The organism is Mucilaginibacter paludis DSM 18603, assembly GCF_000166195.2.
GTDB lineage: Bacteria > Bacteroidota > Bacteroidia > Sphingobacteriales > Sphingobacteriaceae > Mucilaginibacter > Mucilaginibacter paludis.
The window spans coordinates 4804652-4827173 of the sequence record NZ_CM001403.1; the positions used below are offsets into that span (position 1 = coordinate 4804652).

General features: G+C 41.8%; 18 protein-coding genes. 6 read left to right on the plus strand and 12 right to left on the minus strand.

The genetic code is table 11. The features are described from left to right. Positions 1–27: 27 nt before the first annotated feature. The 3 genes from MUCPA_RS20295 to MUCPA_RS20305 all read right to left on the minus strand — a co-directional run bounded on the left by MUCPA_RS20295 (position 28) and on the right by MUCPA_RS20305 (position 3959). Positions 28–783, minus strand: a complete 756-nt coding sequence (locus tag MUCPA_RS20295) for a DUF6348 family protein (protein WP_008508961.1) — start codon at positions 781–783, stop codon at positions 28–30. 443 nt (positions 784–1226) lie between these two features. Further along, positions 1227–2378: an aldose epimerase family protein gene (locus tag MUCPA_RS20300; protein WP_008508962.1), complete on the minus strand. Its 1152-nt coding sequence runs from the start codon at positions 2376–2378 to the stop codon at positions 1227–1229. 42 nt (positions 2379–2420) lie between these two features. Continuing rightward, positions 2421–3959 (minus strand): alpha-N-arabinofuranosidase, encoded by a 1539-nt coding sequence (locus tag MUCPA_RS20305; RefSeq protein WP_008508963.1) that lies wholly within the window; start codon positions 3957–3959, stop codon positions 2421–2423. A gap of 204 nt (positions 3960–4163) precedes the next feature. On the opposite strand from MUCPA_RS20305, the gene MUCPA_RS20310 reads away from it, so the two are divergent. From MUCPA_RS20310 to araA, 5 genes are all read left to right on the plus strand, one after another. After that, positions 4164–4871: an NUDIX hydrolase gene (locus tag MUCPA_RS20310; RefSeq protein ID WP_008508964.1), complete on the plus strand. Its 708-nt coding sequence runs from the start codon at positions 4164–4166 to the stop codon at positions 4869–4871. A gap of 369 nt (positions 4872–5240) precedes the next feature. After that, the gene (locus MUCPA_RS20315) at positions 5241–6920 is read left to right on the plus strand and encodes a ribulokinase (protein ID WP_008508965.1); all 1680 of its coding nucleotides are present in this window, start codon (positions 5241–5243) and stop codon (positions 6918–6920) included. 13 nt (positions 6921–6933) lie between these two features. Further along, positions 6934–7632 carry an L-ribulose-5-phosphate 4-epimerase gene (locus MUCPA_RS20320; protein ID WP_008508966.1) on the plus strand — a complete coding sequence of 233 codons (699 nt, stop codon included), beginning with the start codon at positions 6934–6936 and terminating at the stop codon, positions 7630–7632. A 22-nt stretch (positions 7633–7654) separates the two neighbouring features. Next, positions 7655–9091 carry a glycoside hydrolase family 27 protein gene (locus tag MUCPA_RS20325; RefSeq protein ID WP_157543951.1) on the plus strand — a complete coding sequence of 479 codons (1437 nt, stop codon included), beginning with the start codon at positions 7655–7657 and terminating at the stop codon, positions 9089–9091. A gap of 39 nt (positions 9092–9130) precedes the next feature. After that, positions 9131–10636, plus strand: coding sequence for an L-arabinose isomerase (gene araA / locus MUCPA_RS20330; RefSeq protein ID WP_008508968.1), 1506 nt, complete (start codon positions 9131–9133; stop codon positions 10634–10636). Between the two features lie 698 nt (positions 10637–11334). Here the strand turns inward: araA and MUCPA_RS20335 are convergent. From MUCPA_RS20335 to MUCPA_RS20350, 4 genes are all read right to left on the minus strand, one after another. Further along, positions 11335–12654 carry an IS110 family RNA-guided transposase gene (locus MUCPA_RS20335; protein WP_008508969.1) on the minus strand — a complete coding sequence of 440 codons (1320 nt, stop codon included), beginning with the start codon at positions 12652–12654 and terminating at the stop codon, positions 11335–11337. Positions 12655–13176: 522 nt separating this feature from the next. Further along, positions 13177–13422, minus strand: a complete 246-nt coding sequence (locus MUCPA_RS20340; protein WP_008508970.1) for a hypothetical protein — start codon at positions 13420–13422, stop codon at positions 13177–13179. A 66-nt stretch (positions 13423–13488) separates the two neighbouring features. After that, on the minus strand, positions 13489–14157 hold the full coding sequence (locus MUCPA_RS20345) for an HAD family hydrolase (RefSeq protein ID WP_008508971.1): 669 nt from the start codon (positions 14155–14157) through the stop codon (positions 13489–13491). A gap of 69 nt (positions 14158–14226) precedes the next feature. Next, positions 14227–15582: an oligosaccharide flippase family protein gene (locus tag MUCPA_RS20350; protein ID WP_008508972.1), complete on the minus strand. Its 1356-nt coding sequence runs from the start codon at positions 15580–15582 to the stop codon at positions 14227–14229. A 165-nt stretch (positions 15583–15747) separates the two neighbouring features. On the opposite strand from MUCPA_RS20350, the gene MUCPA_RS20355 reads away from it, so the two are divergent. Beyond that, the gene (locus MUCPA_RS20355; protein WP_008508973.1) at positions 15748–16890 is read left to right on the plus strand and encodes an ATP-grasp domain-containing protein; all 1143 of its coding nucleotides are present in this window, start codon (positions 15748–15750) and stop codon (positions 16888–16890) included. Between the two features lie 118 nt (positions 16891–17008). Here MUCPA_RS20355 and MUCPA_RS20360 read toward each other — a convergent pair whose 3' ends face one another. The 5 genes from MUCPA_RS20360 to dctA form a co-directional block, all read right to left on the minus strand. After that, complete coding sequence (locus MUCPA_RS20360) at positions 17009–18043, minus strand: acyltransferase family protein (RefSeq protein WP_157543953.1); 1035 nt, start codon at positions 18041–18043, stop codon at positions 17009–17011. Between the two features lie 440 nt (positions 18044–18483). Next, on the minus strand, positions 18484–18909 hold the full coding sequence (locus MUCPA_RS20365) for a methionine-R-sulfoxide reductase (RefSeq protein ID WP_394330541.1): 426 nt from the start codon (positions 18907–18909) through the stop codon (positions 18484–18486). 66 nt (positions 18910–18975) lie between these two features. Beyond that, entirely contained in the window at positions 18976–19986 is a 1011-nt protein-coding gene (locus tag MUCPA_RS38545; protein ID WP_174316913.1) for a hypothetical protein, read from the minus strand. Positions 19987–20101: 115 nt separating this feature from the next. After that, positions 20102–20980: a succinate--CoA ligase subunit alpha gene (sucD, locus tag MUCPA_RS20375; protein ID WP_008508978.1), complete on the minus strand. Its 879-nt coding sequence runs from the start codon at positions 20978–20980 to the stop codon at positions 20102–20104. 154 nt (positions 20981–21134) lie between these two features. After that, complete coding sequence (dctA, locus tag MUCPA_RS20380; RefSeq protein ID WP_008508979.1) at positions 21135–22382, minus strand: C4-dicarboxylate transporter DctA; 1248 nt, start codon at positions 22380–22382, stop codon at positions 21135–21137. Between the last annotated feature and the right edge of the window lie 140 nt (positions 22383–22522).

The following is a 22522-nucleotide window of genomic DNA, read 5'->3' on the forward strand; positions in this document are numbered from 1 at the left end:
TATCCAAGTGACAGTTAGAATCAAATTTTAATCATAAGCATCACATCGCCTAAACACGATAAATTGTTTAAGGCCCTTAAATTCTCCAATCATATCCCAGCCACTGGCATAATTGGTAATGGTATTTAAAGCGGCTTCCCATGGCTCATTGTTAAAAAGGCATTCCCCAATAATTTCTCCATTAGCTTTTTGGGAAATATAAATTTTTAACCAGTTTATTTTATTTAGAGTTAGTTGGTGTGTGATCTTATCATTTAAAAGATTAAAAAAGATTTCGTTCAACGGAAGTTCACCCCATTGTCCTTGAGTCATTAAATTTCCTAATTTGGGATGCCATAATATTTCATTGCCATTGCCGATCGTCATAAAATCCAACTCCGGATTGTGGCTATCAGAAAAGCCATCAATTATCGTCAGAAATATTGAATTGATATAGTTGTCTAATGCTGCATTGATGCGGTCTTGAAGCGAAGTAGCTATTCCTACAACATATTCTATAATGCCATTTGGAAAATATTTATAATGCGATGCTGATATTATCAATTGTATTAAACTGGGATGTGCGCCCGGAACGTCGACAATCGTTGCGCCAATTTCTAAATCTGAATTCACCATAAGGGCTAAATATTGAGAGTGCCATTCAACTTGGTAGCCTATTTCAGTAAGCTTGGATTTAAAGCTTTCAAGCACATTCAAATTTCTGTCACTTGAGGTTGTGGCGTTTTGCTTTTCAGGCTGATTGATAATTATTTTGCTCTTTTTGAAGAAGTTAAATAAACTCATTTTATTTTGTTTGTACTCAGACAGGCACTACCATAATGATGCCTACGGGTAATGATTATCAACCTTGTTTTTGCGTTAACAATCAGTAGCCATTAATTTAGAACATCGGCCCGCTCAATCGCCGCGGGAAAGGCTTTGTTCTTTTTGTCTTGACACAAAAAGAACCAAAAAAGTCAAGACTGCCCGATCCTTCTGCCCACAGGCCAAGCCCGGCCCGGCGTGCAGTCTGGCCTTTGCCCGCTTTTGCCTGTGCATCAGAGAAGATCACCAAGTTTCAAACGCCATTGCTGCTTTTTACAGATAATCGAATCTATCATTTATAATCAAAAAATGGCATGTGAAATAAACATATCCCATTCGTGTCAAATAAAAAATGGCGTGCCTAATATATAGATACGCCATTCGTGAAATTCGCCTTAATTCGTGAAAATTCGTGTACAAACTTATTTCACAGACACCTTATAAATCGTGGTGCTTTTAAAAGTTTCGCCCGGTTTTAAAATCGTGTTCGGGAAAGCAGGCTGGTTTGGTGAATCAGGGTAATGCTGAGTTTCTAAACAGAAAGCAGTATGTTGATTGATCGGCTTGCCATCGTCGGTTTTTAGTTTACCATCTAAAAAGTTACCGGTATAAAATTGAATGGCTGGTTGTGTAGTTAATACTTCCAACTGGCGGCCACTGCTTGCATCATAAACTACGGCAGCCTGGTGTAACGTGGTGTCGCTGTTGTTTAGTACAAAGTTATGGTCGTAGCCAACCGGTTTGCCCGGAACTTCATTAATGCGCGCTCCTATTTTCTCAGGCTTGGTAAAATCAAACGGAGTACCTTTTACCGGCTCTAATTTACCTGTCGGGATCAGCGTAGCGTCAACGGGGGTGTAATGGTCGGCATTGATCTGGATGGTTTCATCCAATATGGTTTTAGTATGATCGTCGCTTAAATTAAAATAGCTGTGGTTGGTTAAATTTAAAGGAGTTGCCTTATCTGTCGTAGCTGTGTAGTCTATCTTCAACTCGTCGGCATCGGTTAAAGTATATTTAACGGTTACCTTTAAATTACCGGGATAACCTTCTTCGCCATCCTTGCTTAAGTAAGTTAAGGTTAATGCCGGAATGGTATCGGTAATGGGTTCAGCAGTCCAAATTACTTTATCAAAACCTTTGTTGCCGCCATGCAAATGGTTAGGTCCATCGTTAGTAGCTAAAGTATATTCGGTTCCGTTTAATTTAAATTTACCTTTGGCAATACGGTTTCCATAGCGGCCAATTAGCGCGCCAAAAAACGGCACATCCTTGGTGTAGCTGCTGGCATGGTTAAAGCCTAAAACGATGTTAGATTTTTTGCCGTTTTTATCAGGCGTAATCCACGACGTTACTTTGCCGCCATAATTTGAGATTTTTACTTCTACACCATTTTTGTTGGTCAGTGTATAAAGGTCAACGGCCTGGCTGTCTACTTTATCCCAGGCTTGTTTGGTGATCCCCGCCTTTGGGCTTTCGCTTTCATTTTTTGTTTTTTGCATACAGGATGTGAAAATTGTGCTTACGATGAGTGAACCTACTAATAAGCGATTCAAAATTATTCTTTTTTTCATACAGATATAGGTTTTTAATTAATGCTGATACGATGATACAATTTATTTTAATGTTAACACAACAACCGAGTGCGCCGGAAGTTCTGCAAGCAGGTCATCGCCAGCTTTTTTAGCGCCGGTAAAGCTTGCCAGTTTTAACTTATCAGGGTTCTGAAAAGTATTGATGTCGGTTATTTTTTCTGAATTTAAAATCTGCCCGGTAACCGTCTTCCAGTTTAAACCCTTAAGGCCGGTACGGATGCTGATGTTTTTATGAGCATCCAGGTTCACCAACGAAATATGAATTACTTTGTTGGAATCAATGGAAGCCGACACATTGATAGCCGGTATTTTATCTCCATTGCTTTCAAAATCTGGCGAGTTTAATTGGATATGGAGGTATTTAGCATCCTGATGCACCTTGTATAAATCAAATACATGGTAGGTTGGTGTGAGTAACATTTTTTCTTTGTCGGTTAATATCAGGGCCTGCAAAACATTAACGGTTTGCGCCAGGTTGGCCATTTTCACACGGTCGCAGTGGTTGTTAAAAATGTTTAAGGTGGTGGCCGCTATCAAGGCATCGCGCAAGCTGTTTTGCTGATATAAAAATCCGGGGTTGGTTCCTGGTTCCGGATCGGTCCATATTCCCCATTCGTCAACTACCAAGGCTACCTTTTTGGCGGCATCGTACTTATCCATAATGGCCGAATGTTTGGTTACAAACTCTTCCATCCGGAGGCAGTTTTTCAAGGTTTTAAAATACTCATCATCACTAAAGCTCGTTGCCGAGCCTTTTTTCGACCAACTGCCTGTCGGGATGGTATAATTATGTAACGAGATACCCCACATGCGGGTACCAATATTCTTCATGCAGGTTTCCATCCAGTGGTAATCGCCGTCGCTTGGGCCGGTTGCAATTTTTTTGAGCGGCGCACCAGGATAGTCTTTAGCAAACGAGGCATACCTTCTAAACTGGTCGCTGTAAAATTCGGCGGTCATGTTGCCTCCACAACCCCAGCTCTCGTTGCCTACGCCCCAAAAGTTCACCTTAAAGGGAGCGGGATGGCCGTTTGTTTTTCGTAAAGAGGTAGTTGGGCTTTCGCCATCAAAATTAAGATATTCCACCCATTTCGACATTTCATCCACCGTACCGCTGCCTACATTGCCGGTAATATAGGGCTCGCATTTTAGCAGGCCGCACAATTCTAAAAATTCGTGTGTGCCAAAGCTGTTATCTTCTGTAACGCCGCCCCAGTTGGTATTAACCATTTTAGGGCGCTGGCTGGCTACGCCAATACCGTCGCGCCAATGATATTCGTCGGCAAAGCAACCTCCGGGCCATCTTAAATTGGGAATTTTGATTTTCTTGAGCGCTTCTACAATGTCCAGCCTGATCCTGTCTTGCTTAGCCACAGGCAAATTAGGATCAACCCAAAAACCACCGTAAATACAATGCCCGAGATGTTCGGCAAACTGACCGTAAATGTGGCGGCTGATGGTTAACTTAGAATCATCGGCCGTAATGGCAAGTGTTGCTTGGCTGTATCCCTGGTCAATAAGCACAGCGAGCAGAAAAAAAAGCAGGATAATTTTCTTCATATAAGTGTAAATTGGTTTATAATTGAATTGCACAGATCGCTTTCAATCAATCTAAGGTATGAAGAATTTTAATAAACGTCTGTTTTACATTTATTTTTTTCTTAATTTTAATAAGGCATATCCTGTAAGGCTAACTTAGCAAGTTGGTTTGTTTATTATTCTTTTAATAATTGTTAATTTCGCTGTTACACACCAATTAAATTAATGAAATATTCTCACCAAACACGTATCCTGGTAGCTGTTGATTGTATCATTTTTGGCTTTGACGGCGAAAAATTAAAATTGCTGCTGATACAGCGTGGTATAGAACCCGAAAAAAATAAATGGAGCCTGATGGGCGGCTTTGTTGAACCTGGCGAAAGCCTGAGTTTAGCGGCCAACAACATATTAAAAAAACTAACCGGTTTAGAGGGTGTTTACCTGGAGCAACTACAGGCCTTTGGCGAGGTTAACCGCGACCCTATTGAACGGACAGTAAGTATTACCTATTTTGCCCTCATCGATATTCACAAATACGAGAAGCAATTGAGCCAGGAGTATCATGCCGAATGGTTTGAAATGAACAAAATACCTGAGCTGATATTTGACCATAACGAGATGGTTGAAATGGCGAAGAAGAGATTGAGGTATAAGGCCGCCCTGCACCCCATATTATTTGAATTGCTGCCCGAAAAATTTACCATACCCCAACTGCAAAGTTTATACGAAGGTATTTACGATAGCGTATTTGATAAGCGAAACTTTAGTCGCAAGATACTCTCAACCGGATTATTGATTAAGCAGGCCGATAAAGATAAATTAAGCTCAAAAAAAGGTGCGTTTTATTATGTGTTGGATAAGAGGAAATATAACGCCAATTTCCACGCGTTTTTAAACCTGATACCCAACCCAGACCATTTGCAGTTTGTGTAGGTTGTGATTTTGCTTTAGAGTTATTTTCCCCATGAATTCGTTACCAGCTATACCAAGTTCGGCAAGCTGCTGACCAACTTCTGCTAACCGTTGTTTGGTACATTGCGCCTTACACTTTGCCGCCATTCCTCTCTTGGTTATACTGTTCTTAAGGTCTTTACTTAACCTGATTGATTTTAATAAATCAATCTTTTGTAAATACTTATTTATCTATCTGTTAAGGATCTTGTTTGTCGATTTTGATTAATGTAAACTAAACTTTCTTCAGTAATTCGAGTTCACAAAAATAAATTATTCCATAAAAATTTTAGTTTCTCAAAAATTAAGTGTTAATTAGACACGAAAACCAATTTTACCAGTTTTACAAGTATGAATAATGACCAATTTGTTATCGGTGTTGATTACGGTAGCGACTCCGTACGTTCTGTTATAGTTGATGCAGCTAATGGTCGCGAACTGGCCGCGTCTGTTTTTTATTACCCGCGCTGGCAAAAAGGAATGTATTGCGATGCGCCGCAAAACCAGTTCAGGCAACATCCGTTGGATTACGTTGAAGGATTAGAGCAAACCATTAAAGATTGTATAAAAAAAGCAGGCACATCTGTAGCTGCCAATATCAAAGCCATCTCGGTTGATACTACCGGCTCAACGCCTGTTGCGGTTGATGAGAGCGGTACGCCCCTGGCTTTGTTACCCGGTTTTGAAAATAACCCACACGCCATGTTTGTGTTGTGGAAAGACCATACCGGTATAAAAGAAGCTGCCGAAATTAACGAGCACGCTACCAAATTCGATGTTAACTACCTGCAATATGTAGGCGGAATTTATTCGTCCGAATGGTTTTGGGCCAAGTTGCTCCGTACTTTGCGTACAGATGAACAAGTAAGAAAAGCCTGCTATAGCTGGGTTGAGCATTGTGATTGGATACCGTTTTTATTAACCGGCGGTACAAAGGTTGCCGATATGAAACGCGGCCGTTGTTCTGCCGGGCATAAAGCGCTTTGGTCGGCCGATTTTGGCGGTTTGCCACCCGATGAGTTTTTTAGCTCTTTAGATCCTTTGTTAAAAGGGATCACTTCACGATTATTTAAAAACACCTATACTTCGGACGAGGTTGCCGGCACTTTAAGCAAAGAGTGGGCTGACCGTTTAGGCCTTTCAACCGACGTAGTAATAGGTGTTGGCGCGTTTGATGCCCACATGGGTGCAGTAGGCGGGCAGATAGAACCTTACCACCTAAGTAAGGTAATGGGAACTTCAACCTGTGATATTTTGGTTGTACCTAATGCCGATATCCAGGGCAAATTGGTAAAAGGGATTTGCGGACAGGTGGATGGATCGGTTATCCCCGGCATGCTGGGTTTAGAAGCCGGCCAATCGGCCTTTGGCGATACTTACGCCTGGTTCCGCAACCTGCTGGAGTGGCCATTGCAAAACTTGCTGGCTACATCAACATTAATTGACGCGCAAACGGCTGCTGCCTTGAAGGATGAAATGGCTGGTAAAATTATCCCCGAGCTAAGCCGCCAGGCCGCCTTATTGCCCATTGAAGAATACAGCGAACTGGCTATCGACTGGTTTAACGGCCGCCGCACACCCGATGCCAACCAGGAGCTGAAAGGCGCTATAACCGGATTGGGCTTAGGCAGCGATGCGCCACGCGTTTTTAAAGCATTAGCCGAAGCAACTTGCTTTGGAGCCAAAAAAATAGTTGACCGCTTTAACAGCGAAGGTGTGCCGGTAAAAGGATTGATAGGCATCGGTGGCGTAGCCAAAAAGTCTCCATACATTATGCAAATGATGGCCGATATTTTAAACATGCCTATCCGCATCCATCAGTTTGAGCATACCTGCGCTTTGGGTGCCGCCATGTTTGCTGCTACAGCAGCCGGTATTTACCCTAATGTGGAAGAAGCGATGGCTGCCATGGGGGGTGGCTTTGATATGGAATACTTCCCGCAAAAACAATTAGAAGCTGTTTATAATTTGCGCTATCAGCAATATAATAAACTGGGTGGCTTTATAGAACAACAAACTCTGGCTAAATAAAAACAATTATAAGATGAGCAAATATCAGCACATACAGGAAGAGGCCTACAAGGCTAATATGGAATTGCCAAAGCTTAACCTGGTGATTTTTACCTTTGGCAACGTGAGCGCGGTAGACCGTGATTTAGGCGTTTTTGCTATTAAACCAAGTGGCGTGCCTTACGAAGATCTGTCACCCGAAAAAATGGTGATTGTTGATTTTAACGGCGTTACTGTTGAAGGTAGCCTGAGGCCATCATCAGATACCAAAACCCATGCTGTTTTATACAAGCATTGGGATAGTATTGGTGGCATTGTACATACACATTCGACTTATGCGACAGCATGGGCGCAATCGCAGCGCGATATTCCGATTTTTGGCACCACACATGCCGATTATAATACCGTTGATATCCCTTGCGCGCCACCCATGAGCGACCTGATGATACAGGGCGATTACGAGTATCAAACCGGACACCAGATCATCGAGTGTCTGCGCGAAAAAGGCATGGATTATAAAGAAGTTGAAATGGTTTTGGTAGGTAACCACGCACCTTTTACCTGGGGTAAAACTGCAGCCAAGGCAGTGCACAACAGCGCTGTTTTAGAGGCAATAGCCCAAATGGCGCTGTTGACCGAACAGATTAACCCGGAAGCTCCAAGACTTAAACAGGCACTGATCAATAAACATTACGACCGTAAACACGGCATTGACAGCTACTACGGGCAATAAACTTCACCCTATAATGACCAAAATGAAAAATGAAAGGTATGTTGACCGGGGTGTGCGGATAAATAATTCTTGCCTGCCTAAAGTTAAAAAAGCGAGCAAGGCGCGCAAAAAACGCTATGCAGTTGGGCTGACATTCTTGTTGTCGTTTTTGCTTTTTGCTACAACCAACGCCCAGCAGAAGGATTTTCACTCATGGGCGGCTACCCCGCCTATGGGCTGGAACAGCTGGGACTGCTTTGGGCCAACCGTAGTTGAGGCCGAAGTTAAAGCCAATGCCGATTATATGGCCAAAAACCTTAAAGCCTCTGGCTGGGAGTATATTATTGTTGATATCCGCTGGTATGTAGGTAACGATAAGGCGCATGGCTATAATGAAACCGATCCGGATTATGTGCTCGACCAATATGGCCGCTTTCAGCCTGCCGTAAACCGTTTTCCATCCGCTGCGGGTGGTAAAGGTTTTAAGCCGCTGGCAGATTATATCCATTCAAAGGGCTTAAAATTTGGTATTCATATTATGCGCGGTATCCCTGTTGAGGCTGTTAAGCGCAACCTGCCTATTTTAGGGAGTAAGGCAACCGCCAAAGATATTTACAGTACCGATAAACAATGTAAATGGCTAAAGGATATGTATACCGTTGTGGCCGGCAGGGATGGTGCGCAAGAATACTATAACTCTCTTTTTAAGCTTTATGCCTCCTGGGGGCTGGATTTTGTAAAGGTTGATGATCTGTCAAGGCCTTACCATACCGCAGAAGTAGAGATGATCCGCAAGGCCATTGACCTGACCGGACGCAAGATCGTTCTCAGTACATCACCCGGCGAAACTCCCTTAGCCAGCGCCCCCCATGTACAGCAACATGCCAATATGTGGCGTACCGTTGATGATTTTTGGGATAACTGGAAAATGCTGCAAGAACATTTTGATGTTTTTGCAAGATGGAACGCGTACCGGGCACCCGGTGCCTGGCCGGATGGCGATATGTTGCCTATCGGTAAAATTGGCATCAGGGCAGAAAGGGGTAACCCAAGGATGACGGCCTTTACGCACGACGAGCAATATACTTTGATGACCCTATGGACTATCTTTCGTTCGCCTTTGATGTTTGGCGGTAACCTGCCCGATAATGATGCCTTTACTCTGTCATTATTAAACAATAAGGAAGTATTAGCCGTGTTAAAATACAGCTCGAACAACAAAGAGCTGTTTAGAAACGCAAGCGGCATTGCCTGGGTAGCCGACGATGCCAAAACAGGCGATAAATATGTGGCCCTGTTTAACCCGGCCGATGGGGATGAGCCTGTTAAAATTGCCGTGCAGTTAAAAGAACTCGGCTTCAACTCCGCCTGTAAAGTGCGCGACTTATGGAGTAACAAGGATTTAGGAAAATTTACCGGCGAATTTGCACCGGCTATCAATAAACATGGGACGGGCCTGTACCGTATATCTGCCAAATAAGCGCCCTGAAAATAATCGTGAAAAATAATTAATACTAAAATGATCAACTTAAAAGAATTAGAAGTTTGGTTTGTAACCGGTAGCCAGGATTTGTATGGCGAAGCAACATTAAGGCAAGTTGCCGAGCATTCGCAGCAAATAGCTAAGTCGTTGGACGGGGCGTCGCAAATTCCGGTTAGAGTTGTTTTTAAACCGACGGTAAAATCAACCGAAGAAATTTACAGCATTTGCCAGGAAGCCAACACCACTAAAGCCTGTATTGGTATAGTGGCCTGGATGCATACTTTTTCTCCTGCCAAAATGTGGATCAGGGGTTTAAAGATATTACAAAAACCGTTATTGCACCTGCATACCCAGTTCAACAGCGATATTCCTTGGAGCTCTATCGATATGGATTTTATGAACTTGAATCAAAGCGCCCATGGCGACCGCGAGTTCGGTTTTATCATGTCGCGCATGCGTTTAAATCGCAAGGTTGTTGTTGGCCACTGGCAGGATGAAAGCGTATTGAGCCAAATTGGTGGTTGGACACGTGTTGCGGCGGGTTGGAACGACTGGCAAGGTGCCAAGTTTGTACGCTTTGGCGATAACATGCGTTATGTTGCAGTTACCGATGGCGATAAAGTTGAAGCTGAATTACGCTTTGGCTACTCGGTAAATACTTATGGCGTAGGCGACCTGGTTAAAGTGATCAACGCCATATCAGACGCTGAAATTGATCAGCTGACTAAAGAATACGAAGAATTATATGCCGTAGTGCCTTCCTTACGCAAAGGTGGTGATCAATATACTTCACTCCGTGAGGCTGCAAAAATTGAACTGGGTTTAAAAGCCTTTTTGGTTGATGGTAACTACAAAGGCTACACTGATACCTTTGAGGATCTGCACGGCATGGTTCAACTACCGGGCATTGCATCACAGCGTTTAATGGGCCAGGGTTATGGTTTCGGTGGCGAGGGCGACTGGAAAACTGCTGCCCTGGTACGTGCCATGAAGGTTATGGGAACAGGCCTGGAAGGTGGTAACTCCTTTATGGAAGATTATACCTACCACTTCAATCCATCAAACCCCATGGTATTAGGATCGCACATGCTTGAGATCTGCGAATCAATCGCTTCCGGCAAACCTAACTGCGAAATCCATCCATTAGGTATTGGCGGTAAAGCCGATCCGGTACGTTTGGTGTTCAACGTAGCAGGCGGCCCGGCACTCAATGCATCATTGATCGACATGGGTAACCGTTTCCGTTTATTGGTGAACGAGGTTGAAGCCGTTGCGCCGGAGCACGAGCTGCCTAAATTACCGGTAGCCCGTGTATTATGGAAACCACTGCCTGATATGAAAACCGGTTGCGCAGCATGGATATTGGCCGGTGGAGCACACCATACCTCATACAGCCAGAATTTAAGCTCGGAGCAATTACAGGATTTTGCCGAAATGGCTAACATGGAATATGTTTTAATTGGCAAGGATACTAACCTGCACCAATTTAAAAACGAGCTACGCTGGAGCGAAGCTTATTACCAAATCAATAAACAGTTTTAAAAAACCAAACCTTATCACAAGAAAGCCCTTTCTGAAAAGAGAGGGCTTTTTTTATGAAGTATGGCATATCGACAAAAATTATAAAGGAAGCTTAAAAACTTATCTGGCTCTAACGTTTTGTACGGTTGTTGAAAATTCGATTTGTAACTGATATGCTAAACCAAGATTTTGCTGATGATATTTTTCGCAGAAATTTCACTACTATTTTAATATCTTAACGATTTCGGTCGGCCAAAAAATTGCGATGGCGTTTTGGACCTCGCAGACTATTAGGTGCAGAAAGAAAAGTGCGCAAAAGCCTGACTGCACGCCGGGCCGGGAGCTGGCCCGTGGGCGGAAGGATCGGGCAGTCTTGACTTTTTTGGTTCTTTTTGTGTCAAGACAAAAAGAACAAAGCCCTTCCCGCGGCGTCTGAGCGGGCCGATGTTGTAAATTAAAGAATACTGATTATTGGAGCAAAGATTGCACATTGATAATCAGTGCACCTCATATAATGCATACTTGCCGCTTTTAAAAGATCCCTCCTCCCGTCGGGATGACATGATTGAGAGAGGATTGGTATTGATAATCAATAGCTTAAAAAGACGTTATTATAAGATTTGGCCTATGAAGACAAAATAATAACGGCATGCGCTCGCAGAGGCCACCGCACCGTGCTTCGACAAGCTTATAATGACGTCTATGTAAGTTATTGACCATCAGGCTTCTTTTTGAACGATCATACCGAGTTTAGCTGCATCTTTTTGCAGACGTGCTATTTTTCTTGCCTTTTGCTGTTCTATGTCTGGCTGTATCCGGGTGGCATCAAATGCTTGTTTATTAAGTACCATGTGATAAAAAATCACTGCCAGCTTGCGGGCGATAGCTTTGATCGCTTTTTTGCTCCCTTTTGTCGATGCTAATCTTCTGTACTGCTGCCCCATCGGACCTTTGCTTTGCCATAAACAATGCGCCGCCAACCGGAATGCTTGTGTTGCAGGATTATTGTTGTTACGTCTTTCATACCCTATTATTTTGCCTCCCGATATTTTGGGCCTCGGTGATAGATTTAACCAACTCACAAAATGTTCTGCCGTAGGCCATTTTTTCATATTCGTTCCCGTTACTGCAAGAATAGTTAAAAGCCCTATTTCATCCAGACCCTCTACCTCGGTAAGGTCTACTCCCAAAATTCCCAATAAATAATCTTTCAGATTAAAGCTGTACTGGTTCTTTCTTACCTTTTTTGTTTTCTGTTGGATAACTGTTGGCGCTTCGCCCTTACAAGCAAGAAGCTCCTTTAGGGTATGTTCAATATGACTTTCATAAACCTGCATTTGCTCCTTAAAAAAATCATAGCTTTTAAGCGTGATGGATAGAATATGAATATAATGTTGCTTATATTCTCCCTGTAGCGAGCTAAGCAGATCCTCCGGGCTGGCCTTTAATTTTGTTACATCAATGCGAGCCAGCAAGGTTTGCCCATCGCATATTCCTGAACTGATCGCCCGTAAAAGCTTCATACCTGCTACTCCCTCCACATCGCTGATTAAATGCTGAAACTTAATATTCATCAACGTCAGTGTTTTCTGCATTCGGTTAAGGCTATCGCTCTTATAGTTTTGGTATATTTCTCTTTCATGAAGATATTGCCTTAACTCCCGGTAAAGTTCAGGCGCTATGTGAGAATTGCGTATCAGGCCATGGGCCAGCAACTGATGCAGCCACTGTGCATCGTTGATATCCGTTTTCTGAGCCGATACATTCCGGTAATGACTTGGATTGACAAGGAACATCTCCATGCCATGCTTTTCCAAAATGTTGTAAAGTGATTCCCAATAAGGACCGGTTGCCTCCATGACTACCTTTTCAATGCCTTCTTTTTGCAGCAATTCCGCTAACTCATACAAACTGCTTGTAAAGCTGTCAAATTCACGCAAATTGATCATCCCTTCACGGTCGGTATAAGATACTACCATCAGCATGCTGCCGATATCTATGCCTGCTGAATGAGGATTTAACAATTCAAACCGTTCCATTTTTTTGCGGTCTGCCCAGCGGTGGCACGCTTCTTTTTTTGCTATTTTTGCTCATGTTCTTATAATTATAAAAACTAGGCAAGCTCGGTCACTCTAAAGAATATTTAAGCTTAAAAGCATGGTAAACTCTTCCGGTCAGAATAGTTCCCGATAATGTTTTTTTCAAAGAGTGACAGTCCCAAACTCAACAGCGGGCTCTTAACGGCGCCAAAGCGTGAACGGGTTATGTAGCTTGCCTTGTTTTTTTGCAAAATGCAACTTTTTCAGCATAACTATCTTTATTGAAAAAACGTCATCCCTGTTTTTTCCGGAGCGACGCCCGGTGGGATACTCAGCATGACACCCACATTGATAATCAATAACTTAAAGACGTTATTGTAAACTGTAATTTACGGGTTTGTTTTTCATCAGCAAAGCAAGTGGGCTTTTATTTCATTACAAATTATGGCTTGGAGTGTTTATAGAGGCGCTCGTAATAAAGAATGGATCAATACATCTGTATCAACGTAATCCATCATGAATTTAACTTGGATATTGAGATTCATCAATCAATTTACGCATGTCTACATCGGCGGATATGATGGGTGCATTTTCACGGTTTCTTTTTATCAGTTCAAGCATACCCTTTTGTCTGTTAGGTATGTCTTTTTCTACAGGTTCTAACGATTTTACTATGATTTCGATTTCTTGGCCTGCAAAAAGCGTCTTTAACGACTTAAGAAAAGTCATGCTGATGTCTTGCGCCTTTATCCGGTACGTTGTTTGCATTATCAAATATAACTAAAAATAAATTCCGGTTAAAGGAGGGGCACAAGTTGCTTTGAAGTGGATCGTCTAATCCTCAACCAATTTCTTTATAAACTCGTCCGTAAAGTCATTGGCGGTATGTAGTACATTCGGTATATCCTTAAATTCTTGCGGTTGGTGCGTGGTAGTCAGGATCACAGAATCCATCCCTGCATTCAGCGCGGCTTCTGCACCCTTAGGTACATCTTCAAACACTAAACAGTCTTTGGCGGGTACATTCAGGGCCTCGGCCACTTTCAGATAAGTTTCGGGATGAGGTTTGCTCAACACCACATCATCCGCGCTTACGATGGCTTTAAAATAATGCCTGATGTTAAGATTGTCCAACACAAAATCGATATTGAAAGGGATAGCTGCCGATCCGATAGCCATCGGTATTCCTTTTTGATAGGCTGCTTCCAAAAAATCGTGCAAACCAGGTAAAAGAGCCAACTGATCCAGGTACTCTTGCTGATAACGTTTTTCTTTTTCGTACGATAGCTTAACCATTTCATCCATCGTAAATCTTTCAGCACCAAACATCCTAACAAGTACTTCCGGGTTTTTGCCATACATCTGTTGTTTTACTTCGTCCCAGGAAAAATTTCCGCCCAAATCGTTATTTAAAAGGTATCGCCACGCCCGGGTATGGTACTCCATATCGTTAATCATGGTACCATTTAAGTCGAAAATAAATGCTTTGTAAGTAGATGTCATAACACGTTTTTATATGCTGCAAAAGTATTCCAATTTTTTATAACACCGGGTAATTTGTGCAAAATGGGTTTAAGCGCGCTTGTCGGCAGGGCCAAATTTTAACATCATTTGCCGGGCAAACAATTGTAACTCTACATAGCCGGTAGCAATAATGCCTCGGAAGGAGTATCCGTCGAGATGTTTTTTCAAATGATAATAACCAAATGCCAGACCGGCCACTAATGAAAATGGGGCCGCCAAAGCTGCTCCGTAAACATTTTTTAACAGATAAACGCCGGTGGATATGGCAACCACGTTTACAACAAGCATGATAATTACTTTGTAAAAATTAATTTGAGGCTTGTGTATAATATCAAGGGTAACACCGTTAAAGCGGTCGATTGGATAAAGTATAGCCATCAACATAAATATCCTGAAAATATTAGCTGCCTCCGTTCCTGCATATTTATCGCCTGCCAATAGCCATATGGCAAAGTCGGCGAAAAAGAAAGCTCCTATGGCCAAGGGTATAAATAACAATGTTAACATGCCCGCATACTTTTTTGTAACAAATGTGAGGTGATACATATTGTCGGAGTTGTAGGCGGTAGCCATGGCCGACATGCCCGTACCTACAAAAGTGCGTAGCAATACTTCAACTATTTCCATTAATTTATTGGGTACGTTGTATACAGCCAGAGCAGCCGGCCCTAATATGGGGGTAATTATAAAAGTGTTTACACTCCCTAATAAGTTTGAACTGAGGCTGGTTGCCAGGCTGAATTTGCCAAAATGCGCCAGCTCTATCATACACTCGCGGCTACGTTTAAAAATGGTTTTGAACCTGGAATAGCCAAATGCTATGCAGGCTAAACTGGTGAGGCAGTTGGTGAAAAAGTTGATGATCAGTAAGTTTTCAAGCGATGATTTTTTCAGATAGTTCATCACCAGCAGCGCCAATATCATGGAGCCGCTGTTAATAAGCCGCATCCACAATATGGTAAGGTAATCCTCATCCGCAACTAAAATCCAAAAGGTGATGTTAAAAGTTACCGAGCTTAATACCGTAACACCAAACCACTTGATGACCAACACTATTTCGGGATTTTGTATCATGCCGATAAATGGCATTACGCATAGGTTTAAAAACATTAAGCCTAACGAAGCACTAAGGGCCAAAAACCAAACAGACCCTAATACCTCATTGCCGCGCAGGGGCTGGGTACCTGCGTAAAATTTGATAGTGCCGGTTGATAAAAAACCGTTTCGTAAAGCATCAGACAGATTGTAAATGGAGAGGAAAAAGAACCATACACCTACATCAACCTTAGTCATGGTCCGGAGTAAAAGCGACATGGTTAAAACGCTGAACACGGAAATTACTACATTGCCAATGAGAGCTAAAATGTGTTTATTGTTTAAATCAGATAATTTAGGGATTCGCATATGGTGCTCAAGTTACACAGATATACGTAAATTTATAAAAATGGTTCAAAAAACGTCGAAATTTATAAATTAGCATATTATTCCCGTAAGTGTTATTTGATATCATTGATATGCTTATATTAGAGTAAATAACCCTTAATTAATTAGCATAATTAAACTAAAATAATGTATAACGTACTGCTCGTTTCTATAGCGAGTTTTTTTGACTCTACTGGCGAGATTCCTTTTATGTTTAAAAGGGCCGGGTGCCAGGTTGATGTTTTTTGTAATGAAACGTCGTGGCTGCTCAGCAACAGATACCATGATAACTGGATAAAGAGTAGTGAAGACCATGAAACTTTTAAAGATCAGTTGCTGAAACTGATTGACGAAAAGCCGGATCATTATAACTGGATAGTGCCATTGGAAGATATCACCATCAAGTTGATGAATGATGCAATCCTGTCGGAAGACATCTTCAAAAAAATACTTCCTATCAACAAAATAGAGAATCGGGACTTGTTATCGTCCAAAGCCGGCCTATCAAGCGTTTGCCAAAAATATGGTATAACCACACCTCGGTTTGTTAATTACTCTGATGTGAATGATACTGAAGTTATTAAACAAAAGCTTGATTTCCCTATTTTATTGAAAGAAGACTTTAGTTTTTCGGGAATTGGCATACAGTATTGCGAAGATGAATCGGAACTGCAGGGATGCCTTGATAAGGTACAGGTTAAAACCAATCTTGTTCTGCAGGAATTTATCAAAGGCGAAGATATTGGCTTAGAGGCCCTTTTTAGGGATGGTGAACTGATTACTTATAATTGTGGGGAAGTACTCAGCTATATGTACGATAAGTTTTCGTTTACCACCCGTCGTAAATATTACCAGAATGAAGAGATAGCAGCATTGCTGCGTGTATTAGGTAAAAGCGTTGGTCTCAACGGTTTTGCAAGCATTCAATACATTTATCACCCTGGCCGTAAATTATATTACCTTATTGAGGTTGACGCTCGTACCAACTCATGGATGCCGTATTCGCGGTTTACCGGGCATGATTTCTCTGATGGAATTAGGCGAATTATAAATAATCAGTTAGCTTATATCCCAACCGGTACAACAAAGCCTGATGACTGGGTTGAGGTAGCAATTTTTGATCGCGATATCAGGCGTTGTTTTAAACGTAAAGACTATAAAGGGCTTTTGCGCTGGATATTTAATATAGATGGGTACTGGAAATTTATTCCAATGTATGATTCAAAAATCATCAGCAGAATTTCAAGAAAAATCATGAAAGATTTTCTTAAGATCAAAAATTCTGCTTGACAGCTGTATTATTCCTGATGATTTTGCGCTATCGTTTCAATACTGGGCATAATTGGGCATTGAAATAATGTATTGATACAGTGAGGTAACGTTGTTTGAAACTACGATCTTAAAAGAGTTAGCGGCGCCTGCCCACAACAAAATAAAGTGGCGATTTGGTAATGCCTGCCACTAAAAAGTAACTTGAGGCAAATACAATTGAAAAGTATAGGCACTGTATAACAATTAAATACGGCAAATTATCGAATAAGCTATAATGGGCAAGATATCGATTTAAAAATGGAGAGATTTCGGTGCCGATGATGCTGTGCACAAGATAGATGCCGTAAACATATTTTGCGGAATTCAACTTGTGGATCCATTGAAATCCGTCAGATTTTAATAAACACAAAAAGCCTGCTATGGCAAGAATAGAGTTAGAGCATCTTAACGAGCTGTAGGCGTCAGCACAGCCTATTTGAGTTAATTTAATACCTTCCCAGCAGGATAGGGTAAACATTAAAATTAAACAGGTTAACAATAGCGTCCATGGTATTTTATCGAGCGCGACTTTAAATTGATCGATGTTCCTTTTAACCTGAATACCCATCCACAAAAAAAGCGTATAGCCCCAAAATGCTTTTGTATGATCAACAGTTATCCACCTGTAATATAAATTGACCGAGTAAAAAACAGTAAAACAAATTAACGTAATACAAAGCCAGGGTTGATTGATGTATTTTTTTAAGGTGATTAACACATAAGCGGTAATGATAGAAGCGGGGATAAACCAATATGCACCGTGAAAAATAAAAGCTTTAAACAACTCGAAACTCATGTGAATGGCCGGTTTTATATCTCCATGTAGTATCTGTTTATCAGGGCTAAGGTGCACCACCTCGATCAATATGTAGAGCGAAAGAAAAATGGCCCAGGGTACAATTAGGGAAAGTAATCTGTAGCGTGTAAAACTTACAATATTAAAGCCGGAAAGTTTATCGCTCAGGAAAAATCCTGAGATCAGAAAAAACCAGATGGTTCCTATTCTGCCTGATTGAATTATAACGGCCTGTATAATTTGATAGTCTGGCCGACAGAACACTTTTTCTTCCCACCCATACAAACAATGCCCCCAAACAATGGAGCACATGGCCAAAAGTCTGATGATATTCATTCTGTCGGCGTAAAGTTTAGGTAGCCCCTTGTCGAATGTCATAAAAGACCAGGGGAGCCAAGCAAGTAAACGTCACGCTGGTTTGCCTTAAGATGCTCTATAACAAGCTCGCTACCCAAGTTTATAATTAGAATAATAATTGCGCCGTTATATAACATTTGGCCAATAATAGATCTGATGCATAGGATATTAAAATGTTAAAGCTAATATAATTTGAGGAGATATTATATGGGGAGTAGGTGCTAAATAGGTTTAATTACAAAAAGGGAGTATAATTGTTGTGACAATGGATGAAAGAAATCTCTTTCCCTTAAAATGGGTGGGTGACAGATTGAGACCGGAGGAGGAGTGTTATAAATAGTTCGTATCAAATAATTTAAAAAGCCTGGCAGGTTGATGAGATAAAAAAAACGGCGTACATCAACCTGCCGACGCTATATTTATTGCTCGTCTGGTACAAACTTCATAGAAAGAGAATTGACACAGTGGCGGGTATTTTTAGGTGTAAACCTTTCGCCTGCAAAAACGTGGCCCAGGTGTGCGCCGCAGTTAGCGCAAACAATTTCTGTACGGCGGCCATCGGCATCGGTAACCCGCTTTACCGCGCCGGGTATTTCGTCGTCAAAGCTTGGCCAGCCACAATGCGAGTCGAATTTGTCGGCAGATAGATATAACGGCGAATTACACCTTCTGCAGATGTATGTTCCGGGTAGTTTGTTATTGGTATACTCGCCTGTATAAGGCCTTTCGGTACCTTTGTGAACGATAACGTACTCTTCTTCGGGCGTTAATTTATTATATTCCATTTTTTTAATATTGCTGGATTGAATGGTTGAGTTTAGAACATGCTTCAAATACTGATCCAAACCGTGCGTTTGTCATGTTTCCAGCAGAGGTATTTACAAAGTGTTGACCAATAAAGAGAAAAAAAATCACTCCATAACCCATTTCATTGATTCCTTATTTCTTTCGATATAGTAATAGCTTTGTTCAAAATATTTCTTCATGGTTTTATTTAATTGAAGTTTCCATGAAATGTCTTCCCTTCTGTAATGTGCCAGCCAGGCCATTGCGTATGCAATTACCTGTTCTGGCAAATAACCGCTCTTGCTTATTTGCCATCCCTGATGTGAATTACCTGTCCATTGCTCAAATTTAAAATATGAATTACCCATAAAAATACCAAATCCAAAGGCGATTGTAGCAATGGCTGTGGTAAGGTTATCTTGTTCTATGATGTATTCGGTAAGCAGTTTATATTGGGTCAGTTGGTGAGCAAGGATTGCTGTTAATGCTGTTTGATCTGTTAATAGCTCTAATTCAATCCATATCTCTCTATGTCCTAATCCGTTGTCGATAAACTTTGCAGAAGAGCTGTTCCAAGTCCCTTTCAGGTTTTCCGAAGGAGTAGCAGCAATCCCCTCCGAAAATATGGTAGATTTATTGGTGAAGAATAACAACTGGATTTCCCATGCATCCAATCGCATTATAGATATCAGCTTTTCAAAAATGTATTGTGCATCTTCTTCTATCCCTGTAAAGTGCCGGTCATGATAAAATTCAATTGGCAAAATAGTAGTTAGTGAGTCAAAATATATAGGATCGAATAACTGACAGAGAGACAATAATGAATGTTCAATCCATAATTTGTCTTTTTTAGTAACTGGGCATCTAATTTCTTTTTTCCAAAAGCATAGTACTTCAAAGAGCGAGCGTGGCACAGGTGAGTCTTGAGTAATATACCAATCTAAATGTGGACTCATTTGGCCGCATCCTCCCTTGTGGCTAATACACATCGTTTCTTTATATTGTGTACCGCAACCAGGGCATTGTCCAGCAGTGGTAAATGTATTCCAAACAGTACCACATATCGAACATTTCCAGCGACATGTGTCATCTGGTTCCCAACTACATTTTGGACATTCTATAGTAATGCGGTTCATAAGGAACTAACAGGTGTGGGTTAACTCTATGCAATATATAAACTAAACAAAAAATCCCGGTTTTTCAACCAGGATTTACTTTATCTCAATACGCATATCGCTATACTAATTTATCTTAAGCTAATTTAGCTAACTCTTCTGCCATGGCAGCGCCAATTTCGGCAGGCGATTCTACAACGCGGATACCGCACTCAGCCATGATTTTCATTTTTGCAGCGGCTGTATCATCGGCACCGCCCACAATAGCACCAGCGTGACCCATACGACGGCCTGCAGGAGCTGTTTGACCTGCGATGAAACCTACAACCGGTTTAGTGCCATGTTCTTTAATCCAGCGTGCTGCTTCGGCTTCCATGCCTCCGCCAATTTCACCTATCATAATGATGCCGTGAGTTTCCGGATCGTTCATCAATAATTCAACAGCTTCTTTGGTTGGGGTTCCAATAATCGGGTCGCCACCAATACCAATAGCGGTAGTAATACCTAAACCGGCTTTAACAACCTGGTCAACCGCTTCGTAAGTTAAAGTTCCTGATTTAGAAACAACACCTACATTACCTTTTCTGAAGATGAAGCCAGGCATAATACCAATTTTAGCTTCGCCTGCAGTAATAATACCAGGGCAGTTAGGGCCAATTAAACGGCAATCCCTATCGCTGATGTATTCCTTTACCTGTACCATATCCTTGGTAGGGATACCTTCGGTAATACAAACAATAACTTTAATACCAGCTTCGGCTGCTTCCATAATGGCATCAGCTGCAAAGGCAGGCGGAACAAAAATAATAGAAACATCGGCTCCGGTTTGCGCTACCGCGTCGGCTACTGTATTAAACACCGGGCGATCAAGGTGCGACTGGCCGCCTTTTCCTGGTGTAACACCGCCAACCAATTGCGTTCCGTACTCAATCATTTGTGATGCATGGTAGGTACCTTCGTTACCTGTAAAGCCCTGAACTATAACTTTAGAATCTTTATTTACGAGAACACTCATGGTTTTTTATTTTGTACGGGCAAAGCTAAACTTATTGCCTTTAAAGTCAAAGGATAATTCGTATCAAATGGCAGTAAAAAAGTATTTTTTGTGCCGATTTTGGAGTGAATCTGTTTTAATCGTTGCAATGTATATATCAGCCAGGCATAAGTAATTAACTTGTTCTAATTGCTGCTCTGTACTTCTCTTCGTCAAATTCTTTTTCGCTTTTGGCAATCACAATGGCGGCAACGCCATTGCCTATTACATTGGTGATGGCCCGCGCTTCCGACATAAACCTGTCAACCCCCAACAAAATGGCTACCGCTTCTACCGGGATAATTTTAGTGGCAGCCAGGGTTGATGCCAGTACAATAAAACCTCCGCCGGTTACCGCTGCCGCTCCCTTGGATGTAACCATTAAGATGCCCATTAAGGTAAGTTGTTGCGATAGCGGCAAGGGTACCTGGAATGCCTGCGCCAAAAAGACCACAGCCATCGATAGATAGATGGTAGTGCCATCCAGGTTAAATGAATATCCCGTAGGGATCACCAAACCTACTACCGATTTAGAGCAACCAAACTGCTCCAGTTTTTCCATCATACCGGGCAGGGCCGATTCAGACGAGGAGGTGCCCAGAACCACAAGAATCTCCTGCCGGATAAACCGGAGATATTTCCAAAGGCTGAACTTAAAAATAACGCAGATGATGTTGAGTACCACAAAAATAAACAAGGCCATGGTTAAATATACCGAGCCCATCAGCTTTGCCATTGGCGCCAGCGTTTTAAGGCCGAAGGTGGCGACGGTAAAAGCCATCCCGCCAAACGCGCCTATTGGAGCGAGCTTCATCACCACCTTCATGATGTTGAAAAACACCCTGGATAATTTATCGAATGTTTGGATTAATGATTGGCCTGCCTCGCCCAAATGGCTGATGCCATAACCAAACAACACAGCAAAAAACAAGATCTGCAAGATATTGCCTTTGGCAAACGCTTCGAAAATATTATGCGGAATGATGTGACTCAAAAAATCGGCCCAGTTCATCCCTGCGGCTTCTTTTTGATATACCGCTATTTTAGATACATCGTTAATGGCCTGGTGAACAAACCCTTCGCCGGGCTTTAAAATATTGGCAATAGCCAAACCGATAAATAAGGCAAAGGTGGTTACTATTTCAAAATACAATAAAGCTTTGCCGCCTACCTTGCCTACCTTTTTAATATCACCCATACTGGCAATACCTAATACGATGGTTAGAAATATGATAGGGGCGATGAGCATCTGGATAAGGCTGATAAAGGTTTGGCTGATGATTTTTGCCGCCGGCGCAAATTGCGGGAATACTGCGCCCACCACAATACCTGATACAATAGCCAGCAGAACCTGGACGGTTAAGTTAGAAAATATTCGCTTCATGCTCAGTAACGATAGGTTTTAAAAGCAAAAGATATGGATTTTTACCTGGATATGAATGGACAGGTATTGAAATTGATGAATTGAGATTGACTACAGGGTTTAAAAGCCAATTGTTAATCTTTATTTCAATGTGTTGCAGT

What these genes read in the sequence shown, in the direction of transcription:
- dctA (WP_008508979.1), bottom strand. Translation starts at nt 22,382, where the DNA reads ATGAAGCGAATATTTTCTAACTTAACCGTCCAGGTTCTGCTGGCTATT.
- MUCPA_RS20310 (WP_008508964.1), top strand. Translation starts at nt 4,164, where the DNA reads ATGAAATATTCTCACCAAACACGTATCCTGGTAGCTGTTGATTGTATC.
- MUCPA_RS20300 (WP_008508962.1), bottom strand. Translation starts at nt 2,378, where the DNA reads ATGAAAAAAAGAATAATTTTGAATCGCTTATTAGTAGGTTCACTCATC.
- MUCPA_RS20355 (WP_008508973.1), top strand. Translation starts at nt 15,748, where the DNA reads ATGTATAACGTACTGCTCGTTTCTATAGCGAGTTTTTTTGACTCTACT.
- MUCPA_RS20305 (WP_008508963.1), bottom strand. Translation starts at nt 3,959, where the DNA reads ATGAAGAAAATTATCCTGCTTTTTTTTCTGCTCGCTGTGCTTATTGAC.
- MUCPA_RS20295 (WP_008508961.1), bottom strand. Translation starts at nt 783, where the DNA reads ATGAGTTTATTTAACTTCTTCAAAAAGAGCAAAATAATTATCAATCAG.
- MUCPA_RS20320 (WP_008508966.1), top strand. Translation starts at nt 6,934, where the DNA reads ATGAGCAAATATCAGCACATACAGGAAGAGGCCTACAAGGCTAATATG.
- MUCPA_RS20335 (WP_008508969.1), bottom strand. Translation starts at nt 12,654, where the DNA reads ATGGAACGGTTTGAATTGTTAAATCCTCATTCAGCAGGCATAGATATC.
- MUCPA_RS20315 (WP_008508965.1), top strand. Translation starts at nt 5,241, where the DNA reads ATGAATAATGACCAATTTGTTATCGGTGTTGATTACGGTAGCGACTCC.
- MUCPA_RS20325 (WP_157543951.1), top strand. Translation starts at nt 7,655, where the DNA reads ATGAAAAATGAAAGGTATGTTGACCGGGGTGTGCGGATAAATAATTCT.
- MUCPA_RS20360 (WP_157543953.1), bottom strand. Translation starts at nt 18,043, where the DNA reads ATGAATATCATCAGACTTTTGGCCATGTGCTCCATTGTTTGGGGGCAT.
- araA (WP_008508968.1), top strand. Translation starts at nt 9,131, where the DNA reads ATGATCAACTTAAAAGAATTAGAAGTTTGGTTTGTAACCGGTAGCCAG.
- MUCPA_RS20350 (WP_008508972.1), bottom strand. Translation starts at nt 15,582, where the DNA reads ATGCGAATCCCTAAATTATCTGATTTAAACAATAAACACATTTTAGCT.
- MUCPA_RS20340 (WP_008508970.1), bottom strand. Translation starts at nt 13,422, where the DNA reads ATGCAAACAACGTACCGGATAAAGGCGCAAGACATCAGCATGACTTTT.
- MUCPA_RS38545 (WP_174316913.1), bottom strand. Translation starts at nt 19,986, where the DNA reads ATGAACCGCATTACTATAGAATGTCCAAAATGTAGTTGGGAACCAGAT.
- sucD (WP_008508978.1), bottom strand. Translation starts at nt 20,980, where the DNA reads ATGAGTGTTCTCGTAAATAAAGATTCTAAAGTTATAGTTCAGGGCTTT.
- MUCPA_RS20345 (WP_008508971.1), bottom strand. Translation starts at nt 14,157, where the DNA reads ATGACATCTACTTACAAAGCATTTATTTTCGACTTAAATGGTACCATG.